The 12,704-nt window shown below is 36.7% G+C and carries 9 protein-coding genes; all 9 read left to right on the top strand.

Going from position 1 to position 12,704, the window contains the following annotated elements:
• The first annotated feature begins 345 nt into the window (after positions 1-345).
• The 9 genes from C8C76_RS04125 to C8C76_RS04085 all read left to right on the top strand — a co-directional run bounded on the left by C8C76_RS04125 (position 346) and on the right by C8C76_RS04085 (position 12,607).
• Complete coding sequence (locus C8C76_RS04125) at positions 346-1,638, top strand: ABC transporter substrate-binding protein (RefSeq protein ID WP_108138915.1); 1,293 nt, start codon at positions 346-348, stop codon at positions 1,636-1,638.
• Positions 1,639-1,756: 118 nt separating this feature from the next.
• Positions 1,757-2,707 (top strand): carbohydrate ABC transporter permease, encoded by a 951-nt coding sequence (locus tag C8C76_RS04120; RefSeq protein WP_208109011.1) that lies wholly within the window; start codon positions 1,757-1,759, stop codon positions 2,705-2,707.
• A gap of 3 nt (positions 2,708-2,710) precedes the next feature.
• Positions 2,711-3,556, top strand: coding sequence for a carbohydrate ABC transporter permease (locus tag C8C76_RS04115; RefSeq protein WP_108138913.1), 846 nt, complete (start codon positions 2,711-2,713; stop codon positions 3,554-3,556).
• A gap of 155 nt (positions 3,557-3,711) precedes the next feature.
• Positions 3,712-4,935: a Gfo/Idh/MocA family protein gene (locus C8C76_RS04110; protein ID WP_108138911.1), complete on the top strand. Its 1,224-nt coding sequence runs from the start codon at positions 3,712-3,714 to the stop codon at positions 4,933-4,935.
• A gap of 16 nt (positions 4,936-4,951) precedes the next feature.
• Positions 4,952-6,265 (top strand): oxidoreductase, encoded by a 1,314-nt coding sequence (locus tag C8C76_RS04105; RefSeq protein WP_108138910.1) that lies wholly within the window; start codon positions 4,952-4,954, stop codon positions 6,263-6,265.
• A gap of 137 nt (positions 6,266-6,402) precedes the next feature.
• Positions 6,403-7,941, top strand: coding sequence for a tagaturonate reductase (locus C8C76_RS04100; RefSeq protein ID WP_108138909.1), 1,539 nt, complete (start codon positions 6,403-6,405; stop codon positions 7,939-7,941).
• Between the two features lie 90 nt (positions 7,942-8,031).
• On the top strand, positions 8,032-9,555 hold the full coding sequence (locus C8C76_RS04095; protein WP_108138907.1) for a tagaturonate epimerase family protein: 1,524 nt from the start codon (positions 8,032-8,034) through the stop codon (positions 9,553-9,555).
• A gap of 92 nt (positions 9,556-9,647) precedes the next feature.
• The gene (uxaC, locus tag C8C76_RS04090) at positions 9,648-11,021 is read left to right on the top strand and encodes a glucuronate isomerase (protein WP_108138905.1); all 1,374 of its coding nucleotides are present in this window, start codon (positions 9,648-9,650) and stop codon (positions 11,019-11,021) included.
• Positions 11,022-11,101: 80 nt separating this feature from the next.
• Complete coding sequence (locus tag C8C76_RS04085; protein ID WP_108138904.1) at positions 11,102-12,607, top strand: UxaA family hydrolase; 1,506 nt, start codon at positions 11,102-11,104, stop codon at positions 12,605-12,607.
• The last annotated feature ends 97 nt before the right edge of the window (positions 12,608-12,704 follow it).

Raw genomic sequence — 12,704 nt, 5'->3', positions numbered from 1 at the left:
ATCATTGCTAAGTATTTAAGAGCAATTCAAAAAATTAAAGAGATAACTTGATTCAAACGGTGCTATTTAGATTTCACAACATTTGTCAAAGAGCCATATTTTTCTAAAAATTCGTAATAATTTTTTAATTGACGGAAAACATTTTCCTAAGATAAGTTTACAGATAATCTAATAAGGATAAGGATATAAGACTGTATTTATTTTAATACTTTCAAAAAAGGGGGGGACAAAAATTTTCTCTGATCTTTTTGCAGAGGCAGAAAGATTTATAAGCCTATAAGAATTTATAATTATTAACTTAATTGAACATACTAAAACTTAATTAAATTCCAAGGAGGAAATTAAATGTTTAGCAAAAAAAGTTTAGCTCTAGTATTAATCTTAACATTTGCGTTATCCTTATCACTTAGTGTTGCTGCAATGGCTCAGGACGAAGAAGTTACTTTACGTTTCGCCTGGTGGGGTTCACAGAGTCGTCACGAAAGAACTTTAAGAGTTATTGAAATGTTCGAAGAAGAATATCCTAACATAAAAATTCAGCCAGAATATACTGGTTGGGGTGGATACTGGGATAAGATGAATGCTCAGGCCGCTGGAGATAACTTACCTGATATTATTCAGCATGTAAGAAAAATGATGGCAAGTTATGTTGAAAATGATCAGTTATTAGAATTAGATCCATTTATTGAAGATGGAACTTTAGATGTAAGTAAAATTGGTGAATCATACCTGGAAATGGGTAGAGCTTATGGTAAGCAGATGGGACTTGCTACTGGTGTAAACGCTCCTGCTGGTTACTATGATAAAGAATTATTTGACGCTGCTGGTGTAGATTATCCTTCTCCAGAAGATACCTGGGAAGATAGAGCAGAAATGTTCAAAAAGTTAAATGAAGAATTAGGTATTTTAGGTGCAGCAACTCCTGCATCTCAGGAAGAAGGTAATGGTTTTGTTGTTTGGTTAAGACAGCACGGTCAGAGCTTCTTTAGTGAAGATGGAAAGTCTTTAGGTTATGACGATGATCAGTTATTTGTAGATTACATGAACTATGATTTAGAATTAATTGAAGCTGGTGTAGTTCAGGATGCTATGCAGAGACAGGAAGCTCCTGGTGCAATTGAGCAGGATCCTGTAACTAAGGGTGAAGCTGCAACTGCAACTAACTACTGGAGTAATCAGTTACCTGCTATTTCTAATGGTGCTGGCAAACTTCTACAACCTTTCCTATATCCAAGAGCTGAAGACGAAGTTCAGGAAGGTAGATTCATGAAGCCTGCAATGGTTATGACTGCTGCTAAAAATACTGAGCATCCAGCAGAAGTAATGACTTTCTTAAACTTCTGGTTCAACAATGTTGAAGCTGGTAAAGTAATCGGTACAGATCGTGGAGTACCTACTAACAGTGAAGTTAGAGCAGCTCTAAAAGCTGACGCAGACGAATATGATCAGGCTGTATTTGATTTCATCGAAGTAGCTGCTGAAAACGCTGGTCCTGTACTTCCATTACAGCCACCTGCATTCTCAGAAGTAACTACAGCATTTGCTGATCAGTACTGGGAAGTAATTTATGGTATGAAAACTCCTGCAGAAGCTGCAGCAGATTTCAGAGAAGAAGCTACAAAGTTACTTTCTAGATAAGTTGAGCATTAACATTCTTATTTAAATAAAAAATAAAATAAGATAAAATTCTATAAGCTAGTGATTTAAAATGAGTCACTAGCTTATAGTTTGTATTAACACTTAAGGAGGGAGATTTTTGAATAATAAATTTGAAGCACTGGATTCGGTTCGCTCTCTAGATGCTGGAATGAATAAAAAGAAGTGGATAAAAGAGAATTTAACTGGTTATGTATTTATTTTACCCTGGTTAATTGGGTTTTTAGCATTTTTAGCTTTTCCTTTACTAAGGTCTCTGTATTATTCTTTAACAGAATATACTATTGTAGGTGATCCAAGCTGGGTAGGGCTTCGCAATTATATAGAAATATTTACTGATGACCCAAAATTTTGGACTTCGCTTAAAGTAACATTTTATTATGTAGTTTTTGCTGTACCTTTAAGACTGGCAAGTGCTCTGGCACTGGCATTAGTTTTTAGAAAAGCCAGACCTTTTACTAATTTCTACCGGGCGGCCTATTATGTACCTTCTATTTTAGGTGGTAGTGTTGCTATTTCAGTAATCTGGCGTCAGTTATTTTCCTCACAGGGAGCTTTTAATGACTTTCTTGTTGGAATGGGGATTATGAGTAATAGAATTTCCTGGATTGGTCACCCTGATTATGCTATCTGGACAATTATTTTACTTGCTGCCTGGCAGTTTGGTTCTCCGATGATTATCTTTTTGGCCGGTTTAAAACAGATTCCAAAAGGTTTATATGAGGCAGCTGAGATTGATGGAGCAGGTAAAGTACAGCAGTTCTTTAGTGTTACCTTACCACTTTTAACTCCAGTTATTTTCTTTAATTTGATTATGCAGATGGTTAAGATGTTTATGGTCTTTACTCAGGTTTACATTATTACTGAGGGTGGTCCTTTAAACAGAACCCTGGTATATGCCGTTTATCTCTATCGTAAAGGTATTTCTAATGGATACTTAGGTTACGGTTCAGCTCTTGCCTGGATTATACTTGTTTTATTGACCATTGTTACGATTGTGCTGTTTAAAACATCCAATAAATGGGTATATTATGAATCGGAAGGAGAATAATTGATGAATTTAACCTTTAGTCAAAAAGAAAAACTTAAAAACATATTATTTCAGGTATTAGTCGGCGGTTTTTGTATCTTTATGCTTTATCCTTTGCTTTGGATGGTAGCAGGTTCATTAAAATCATCCGGAAATGCTCTAAGTGCTACTTTATGGCCTGATGCAATGCAGTTTAGAAATTATTTAGAAGGCTGGAGAGGATTTGGAGGAGTATCTTTTTTAACTTTCTTTAGAAATTCATTCTTCATTTCTGGTACTGCTACAATTGGTCAGATTATTTTAGCTTCTTTTTCTGCTTTTGGTTTTACCAGAACCAGATTTATCGGTCAAAAATTCTGGTTTGCAATTATGATTGCAACAGTTTTAGTGCCGGGACAAATTCTAAGAATACCTCAGTATATTATGTTTAATCAGTGGGGCTGGGTTGGATCGTATTTACCGGTTATTTTACCTCAGATGCTGCCGGTACCATTCTTTACCTTCTTAATGGTTCAGTTTGTTAGAGGTATACCAACTGAATTAGATGAAGCAGCAGAAATTGACGGCTGCAGTAAATTTGGGATTTTCTTTAAAATCATTCTACCTAACTTAAAGCCGGTATTAGTAACAGCTGGAATCTTTAGATTTTACTGGTCCTGGAATGATTTCATGACACCTTTACTATATTTACAGAGTGTAACTAAATATCCAGTTTCAATTGCACTTAAAATGTTCTCTGATCCAAATGCGATTACAAACTGGGGAGCAATGTTTGCAATGACATTTCTTTCAATCTTACCAACAATAATTCTCTTCATATTCTTCCAGAGATATTTAATTGATGGTGTTGCATTCTCAGGTATTGATTGATCAGGATTTTTCAGCTTAAATTTTGTTAAAGATCTGATCAGAACACAAATTATGTTTAGAAGTATTTTAGATAGTTATGTATAATTAGTTTAAATTGAAGAGATATTTGATAATTACTTACTGAGAAAAAGATAAAAAATAAGGAGGTTGCGTAAATGTCAGAAGTAGGTTTTGCAGTTGTTGGTGTGCGAAATTTTGCCGGAAGTTATCTAAGAAATATTGAGGAACTGGAAGCTGAAGGTAAAATGAAGCTGACAGCTGTAGTAGTTAATGATCAGGTGAATAATGCTGATAAAGTAAGAGAATTAAGACATAAGGGAATAGCAATTTACAGTTCTTATGAAAGCTTACTAAAAGAAGCCAAGGCCTGTGTTGATGTAATTGGACTCCCTGTATCAATTCCAACCCATGCTGAGATGGCAATAAAAGGTATGAAAGCAGGTTATAATATTCTATTAGAAAAGCCGCCTGCACCAACTGTTCAGGAAATTGATGCAATGATTAAAACTGAAAAAGAAACAGGAAGATTTTGTTCTATTGGTTTTCAGTATATCCACTCTCATACTATTAGAAAAATTAAGCAGTTTATTTTAGAGGGTAAGCTGGGTGAGATAAAAGAGATAGCAGCGAAAGGATTCTGGCCGCGTTTTAAATCATATTATGACCGTAATGACTGGGCCGGTAAAAGTGTGGCCATGGGTCAATTAGTTTTAGATGGACCTATGCACAATGCCTTTGCCCATTATTTAAATAACATGATCTTTATAGCAGGACAGAGTATGCACAGTTCTGCCCAGTTAAAAAGAGTAAGAGCTGAACTTTACAGAGGGCACAGCTACATAGAGGCTGATGATAATTCCTGCCTGAAAGCGGAAACAACTACAGGCACTAAGATATATTTTTATGTAACTCATATTCCAGAAGAAAAAAGAGATCCGGTAATGGAGATCATTGGTACCAAAGGAAAGATCAGCTGGAAGATGAATGAAGAAACAAAAATTGAACTTAATGATGGTGAAGTTATTGAATTTGATAATGAAGGTCTGGATCCTAAAAAGGAAGTTTTCCGGATTGCAGCAGATAAGCATCTTTCTTTAATTGAGGACTTATACTGTACACCAGAAAACACCCGAAACTTTGTTGTAGCAATTAATGGAGCTTATGATTCGGCTGAAAAAATTAAAGCAGTACCGCAAAATTTAATAAAAGAATTTGAAAATGAAGCTGGAGAATACCAGACTGTTTTACCGGGTATAGACGAAAAAATTGATCAGGCCTTTGCCGAAAGAAAATTATTATCTGATCTTGATCTTGACTGGGCAGTTAAAAGTAAATGGGTAAATGTAGAGAACTATACTGCTTTTAATCCATTTAATTAAGAAGGGATTTGATTAAATGAAAGCTCAAAAATTTAATTATAGTTCTCTAAAAGAGCTTAAAGCAGATCTAAAAGAGCTTGATTTTGAACTGCCTCTGTCGGAGAACACAAAAATATTAAATGAAGAACTTAAAATAAATAATCGTCTAATTCCCAACCGGATTGCTATCCACCCGATGGAAGGTGCAGATGCTGAAGCAGATGGGACTCCTTCTGAGCTGACTAAAAGAAGGTATAAGCGCTTTGCAAATGGGGGAGCCGGATTAATCTGGCTGGAAGCGATTGCTGTGGATAAAGCAGGTAGGGCAAATGAAAGTCAGTTATATCTGAAACAGGAAAATTTAGCTCAATTTAAAGACCTGATTAAACTTATAAAAAATGAGTCAGAAGTTGATCCTTATACAGTGGCTCAGCTGACTCATTCAGGTCGTTTTGGTGAGAATAACATTATAGCCTTTAATGATCAGGAGCTTGACCCTGTCTCAATTGCAGAAAACGATTTCCACATCATCACAGATGAGGAACTGGATCAGCTGCAGCTTGATTATCTTAAGGCTGCAGAGCTGGCGGCAGAGGCAGGTTTTGATGCAGTTGATATCAAAAGCTGTCACCGCTATCTGCTTTCTTCTCTGCTGGCTGCTTATGACCGCAAAGGTAAGTATGGTGGGACATATGAAAATAGGACTCGTTTTTTAAAAGAAACTATTATGAAGGTAAAAAATAAGGTTGATATTGATCTGGCGGTCCGTTTAAATATTTATGATGCAATTCCTGGAGGCTGGGCAACAGATCAGGATGGTAATCCTGATTTAGCTGAAGCGGCAAAACTCTTAAAAGAGCTGGAAGAACTGGGGGTTAAGTTGATTAATGTTACTGCCAGCACTCCCTATTTGAAACCTCATGTCAACCGCCCCTATGATAACGGTGGTTATCAGCCGCCAGAACATCCTCTGCTGGGAGTAAAAAGACTGCTTGAATTAACTAAATTTACTAAAGAAAATCTAAATCAGACGCTGGTTATTGGTACCGGATTTAGCTGGCTGCGCCAGTATGGAGCTAACGCAGCTGCAGGGATGGTCGCTGCTGACTGGACTGATCTGGCTGGCTTTGGACGTCAGGCTTTCGCTTACCCTGATTTTGCTAGAGATATTCTTCAAAAGGGAGAGATGGACAGTACTAAAGTCTGCATCAGCTGCAGCAAATGTGCTGAATTAAAGGCAGCCAAAAAGAAAGCAGGCTGTGTTATCAGAGACAGAGAAATTTACTTACCAATTTATCGTGAACTGCAGCAAGAAAAAGAACTGAATAATCTTTCAGCAGCGAGCAGTTGAACTTAAAATAAAGATTGACTAATTATTGAATAAAATAACAACTAAGTTTATTGTTAAGTGAGTATATTTTTAGTATTATAAACTTGAAGGGTAAAATGGATTATTTTATCGATTTTTGAATTTAAAGGAGGCACATAATGGCTAAAAATGATTTACCGATGTTAGATCGTGAATACTTAGAGTCAGAACTTCTGGGGACTGAGCTGGCTGATTTTTCAGCTGAGATTTTAGATTATCCTGAAAAAGTCGTTCAGATTGGAGAAGGTAACTTTTTAAGAGCCTTTGTTGACTGGATGTTCCATACTATGAATAAAAAAGGGCATTTTAAAGGGAGAACAGTTGTAGTTCAGCCAATTAGAGAAGGTAGAATTTCTAATTTAAATGAACAGGATGGACTCTATACTCTTTACTTAAGAGGGATTGAAAATGGTGAAGAAGTTAATAAAAAAGAAATTATGACTGCAATCTCTCGCGGAATTGAATCCTACAGCGAATGGGATCAGTACTTAAAGCTGGCTGAAAATCCAGAGATAGAATTTGTAGTTTCTAATACTACAGAGGCTGGTATAGCATATAATGAGGATGATAAATTAACTGATACACCACCAGAATCTTATCCGGCAAAACTGGCTGCCTATTTATACCACCGCTACCAGACATTTAATGGTGCCCGGGATAAAGGGATGGTAATTATTCCAGTAGAGTTAATTGACCGCAATGGAGATAATTTAAAAAGGATTATCTTAAAATTAGCAGATGACTGGAATCTTGAAGCAGAATTTAAAAACTGGATTGAAGAAGCAAATCACTTTTTAAATACTTTGGTTGACAGAATTGTAACCGGCTATCCTTTTAATGAGATTGATGAGCTGGAAGCTGAACTAGGCTACCATGATCAGAATCTGGATACTGGCGAAATTTTTCATCTCTGGGTTATCGAAGGAGATGAAAGTTTAAAAGAAAAACTGCCTTTCCATAAAGCCGGTTTAAATGTAAAGTGGGTGGATGATTTAACACCTTATAGAACAACAAAAGTTAGAATATTAAATGGTGCTCATACTTCAACAGTACCTGTATCCTATCTAGCAGGAATTGATCTGGTAAGAGATGCAGTTAATGATGAGCTGGTGGGTGAATTTATCAACCAGGCAGTATTTGAAGATATTATACCTACTTTAGATGCAGATGAAGATGAACTGGAAGACTTTGCTTCCAAAATCTTTGAGCGTTTCAAAAATCCATATATTGATCATAAATGGCTTGATATTTCTTTAAACTCAACTTCTAAGTTCAAAACCAGAGTTTTACCTTCACTGGTTCAGCATATTGAAGAATATGATAAAGTACCTGAGCGTTTAAGTTTTGCTCTGGCAGCTTTAATTCATTTCTACCATGGAACTGAACTGGAAGAAGGAAAACTTGCTGCTTACCGTGATGGAGAGAAATATTTAATTAGAGATGATAAGGATGCTCTTAACTACTTTGCAGATCTCTGGAGCAGCTTTGAAGCTGGAGAAATTGATTTAGCTGAACTGGGTCAGGATGTACTGGCAAACCAGGATTTCTGGGACAGAGATTTAAATGAGCTTCCAGGCCTAACAGATTCCTTAATTTCTAATTTAAATCTGATTAAAAAAGAAGGAATGAAAGCCAGTTTAGAGAAATTAATTAAATAGAATATAAAAGTAGATTTATCCTCACTTAATAATTTATTGGTGAGGATATTCTGCCTGGATAAAGTTTCTCAATACTAAGGAGGTATTATTATGTCCTGGAAAGATTTTGCTGAAGAACTGGTTGGTACTTCAAAAGAAGCCGTTAAAAAAGTTGCTGAATACGCTGAAGATTATCGAATTTATCCCCGCTCAATAATTAAAGAGGGCAAGTCATTCTATTTTTTGGCTAAAATTGATCAGAAAAAGAAGCTGGTTATATTAAACAAGTCTAAAAATTTCGAGCTATTTCAGGGTAAAATAGAAGAACTGGCGGGCTTTAAGGCTAAAATTGCACCTTTAAGTCACTATAATGCTGAGATTTTAAGAGAGATTTTTCCTTTTACAGCTCCCAGAGCTTTAGGGAATAAGACAGCAAGTTTTGGTCTTGGTGATCGTCTTGGGATTGCAACTCCCGGGCATATTGAGGCTGTTAAAGATAGTTCTGCTATGCCTGTTTTTGCTCAGCAGTCAGTACGGGAGCTTAATTTAACCGGCAGAACTTTTAAGTCAGTGCTTGATGATGTCAGCTGGGCTGTTTTTCAGGAAGGCTATCAGGATGGTTTTGCAGCTGATGCAGATCACTTAAAAGAAAAACCAGATATCGAAGAAGCTTTAGATTTAGGATATTCTATGCTGACCTTAGACTGTACAGATTATATTAATGATGATCTGGACCAGATGACTGAGGCTGAAATTGAAAATGCCTACCAGGAGGTTCCTGATTATTTACGTCAGGGCCTGGAAGATCAGTATTTAAACAAAACCTTTGTTCTTAATTCTGGCTACCAGCTGGAATACAATCAGGATAATTTTAAAGAGATTGTTTTAATTTATTATAAAATGCTGGACTTTGCTAAAGAGATACAGCATTTATTAAAAAAATCGGACCGGGATGTTGATTTTGAAATTTCAATTGATGAGACTTCAACTCCTACTACTCCGGAAGCGCATTTTTTTGTAGCCAATGAATTAAAGCGAAATAAGATTGAGGTTAATTCTCTGGCCCCTCGTTTTGTGGGAGAATTCCAAAAGGGTATTGATTATATAGGAGATTTAGATCAGTTTGAAAAAGAATTTAAAATCCATGCTGATATTGCCGATCGTTTTGGTTATAAACTGAGTATTCATTCCGGCAGTGATAAATTTAGTGTCTTTCCGATAATTGGCAGACATACCGGAGGCAGAGTTCATGTCAAAACAGCCGGAACTAACTGGCTGGAGGCAATTAGAGTTGTAGCCGAAAATGATCCTTCATTATACAGGGATATTCATGCTTATGCTTTAGAAAAGTTCGAAGAAGCTAAAAAGTTTTATCATGTGACTACAGATCTGTCAAAGGTGCCGGAACTTGCTCAGCTCAGCGATCAGGAACTGGGAGAGCTCTTGGAAATCAATGAAGTTAGACAGCTGCTGCATATAACTTACGGCTTTATACTGCAGGACAAAAGAGATGGACGTTATCTTTTTAGAGATAAACTGTATAAATTCTGGGATGAGCATGATAAGGAATACCGTCAGGCTTTAGAGAGACATATCGGCAGACATCTCAATAAATTAGGCTTTTACGAAAATTAAAATTTAATTTATTATAGATATTGATGGAAAAATTGATATGATGTTTATGAAAATGTTTTCAAGAAGTTAAATATCTTATTAGGAGGAATAAAATGGCTTTTTTAGATGAAAATTATTTACTTGAAGGTGAAACAGCAAAAAGGTTATATAAAGAAATTGAAAATTTACCAATTTTAGATGCTCACAACCACGGTGATGTACCAGAAATATTAGCCAATGAAGGCTGGAATGATATCTGGGAGGTTGAAGCTGAAACTGACCACTATGTCTGGGAAATGATGCGCAAAAGAGGTGTGCCGGAAGAAAAGATCACCGGTGATGCTTCTAATAAAGAAAAGTGGCTTGCTCTGGCTAAAATATTCCCGGAAATTGCAGGGAATCCAACTTATGAGTGGATCCACCTTGATTTAAAACGCCGTTTTGGTATTGACCAGCCAATTTCTGAGCACACTGCAGAGATGATCTGGCAGAAAACCAAAAATATGCTGGCTAAAGAGGAAATGAGCCCTCAGAATTTATTAAAAGAAATGAATGTTGAGATTATGTGTACAACTGATGAGCCATATTCTCGCTTAGAAAATCATAAAAAGGCAAAAGAAGAGGTAGAAGGAGTAAAAATTCTTCCCACCTGGCGTCCTGATAAGATTATGAATATTGAGCATCAGAACTGGTCTGAGTATGTTGAAAAATTAGGTGATGCTTATGAGCAGGATGTTAATGATTTAGATGGACTTTTAACTGCTCTTAAAAAATCTCATGATTATTTTGAGGAAATGGGCTGTGTAGCCAGTGACCACGGAATAGTTGAACCAATTTCTTACGAGGTTGAAAAGGATAAAGCAGCTGAAATTTATGCAAAAGCAGTAAATGGTGAAGAATTAAGTACTGAAGAAATTAGAGACTTTAAAGCCTTTACCCTGGTTGAGTTTGGAAAGTTAAATCAGGAAAGCGGCTGGGTAACACAGCTGCATATTGGTGCTGTAAGAGATTATCGGGACAGCCTTTATGATAATCTTGGTCCTGATACGGGTGGCGATATCTCAAACAGTGATATTGAGCTGGCTGAGAATCTTAAATATTTTGTTAATAAATTTGATTCTGAGCTGGATATTGTACTTTATACTATGGAACCAACTCACTGGTTTACAGCTTCTACAATTTCCAGAGCTTTCCCCAATGTATCCTTAGGGGCTCCCTGGTGGTTAACTGACAGTCCATTTGGAATGGAAAGACAGCTGCAGCAGGTTACAACTGTAGATTTATTCTATAACCTGGCCGGGATGGTTACTGACTCCAGAAAATTAATGTCCTATTCTTCCCGCTCAGAAATGTTTAGAAGAACTTTAGCCAATGTTGTTGGGCGTCAGGTTGACCGCGGCCGTATGCCCTACAGTGTAGCTGCAGATTTAGTTGCACATGTAAGCTATTATGGTCCAAAAAAGTTATTCTTTAAAAATGTCAAGTAAATGATAAAATAATCAAATATAAATTTAAATAGCCTGGGATGTCTTTATTCCGGGCTATTTTAGAATCTAAGGAGGTTCTTATGGGAGCCAGAGTTTTATTAATAAATGAAAATGATAATATAGTGATCGCTGTTGAAGAAATAGATGCTGGGGAACAAATTGAAGTTAAGGGAGAAAAAATTAAGGTTTTAAGTGATATTCCTGTCGGCCACAAGGTTGCTTTAAAAGATTTTGCTGCAGGTGATGAAGTAATTCGTTATGGTTTTCCAATCGGAAAAACAACAGAAGAGGTCAAAAAAGGTGAGTGGATCCATACTCATAATTTAAAGACTGCTCTTTCAGGCAAACTGGATTATGAATATCAGCCTGATTTACCTGAAGTAAAAAACCCAGCAGAAATGCCTACTTTTATGGGCTACAAGCGGGAAAAGGGCAAAGTTGGAATTCGTAATGATGTCTGGATTATCAATACAGTCGGCTGTATCAATAAAGTTGTAGAAAAAATGGCCTTAAAGGCAGAAATGAAATACAAAGAGCTGATTGAAAATGAAGTTATTGACAGCATTCATGCTTTTCCACATCCTTACGGCTGTTCCCAGCTTGGTGATGACCTGGAGATGACCCAGAAGGCACTGGCCGGTCTGGTCAATCATCCCAATGCAGCAGCAGTAATGGTTGTAGGTCTCGGCTGCGAAAATAATCTAATAGAAGATTTTAAAGAATATATTGGAGACTATAATCCGGAGCGGGTTAAGTTTATTAATCTGCAGGATGTTGAAGATGACCAGAAGGCTGCCGAGAAGATTTTAGATAACCTGGTCGATTATGCCGGGAAATTTAAGCAGGAAGAAGTGCCGGTTTCTGAACTGAAAATTGGTCTCAAATGTGGCGGCTCAGATGGATTTTCCGGAGTAACTGCCAACCCCTTACTCGGTAGAATTTCTGATAAACTGGGAGCCTATGGGGGTACAAGTATTTTAACTGAAGTTCCAGAAATGTTTGGGGCTGAGAAAATTTTAATGAATAGAGCTAAAGATGAGCAGACTTTCGAAAAGGTAGTCGAGCTGATCAATGGCTTTAAGGATTATTTCCTTTCTCATGATCAGGAAATTTACGAAAATCCTTCTCCAGGAAACAAAGAAGGGGGAATTACTACCTTAGAAGAAAAGTCCTTAGGCTGTACTCAAAAAGGTGGTACAGGTATTGTTAATGATGTCTTTTTCTATGGGGATCAGGTTACCGGTAAGGGCCTAAATCTTTTAGAAAGTCCGGGCAATGACCTGGTGGCAACAACAGCTTTAGCAATTTCTGGTGCCCACATGGTTCTATTTACAACCGGAAGAGGAACTCCCTTTGGCGGCCCGGTGCCAACTGTAAAGGTTTCTACCAATAACAGACTATACAATCAAAAGCGGAACTGGATTGATTTTAATGCAGGAGAATTACTGGAAGGTAGAGATATGGACTCTCTAGCTGCTGAGTTTTTTGATTACCTAATTGATCTTGCTTCTAAAAAAACAAAGACTAAAAATGAGATTAATGATTATCGAGAAATTGCAATTTTCAAAGATGGAGTTACACTTTAATTATTCTATCAGAACAGGTTTCTCTCGGGCTAAATTTAATAATATTTGACCGGAGAAACCTTTTTTCCTTTAGTTTTGGAAAATGTTTTCCGAAATT

The organism is Halanaerobium saccharolyticum (genome assembly GCF_003053565.1).
Lineage (GTDB): Bacteria > Bacillota > Halanaerobiia > Halanaerobiales > Halanaerobiaceae > Halanaerobium > Halanaerobium saccharolyticum_B.
The sequence above is the reverse complement of the archived record's forward strand: the minus strand, read 5'-3'. Positions and strand labels throughout refer to the sequence as shown.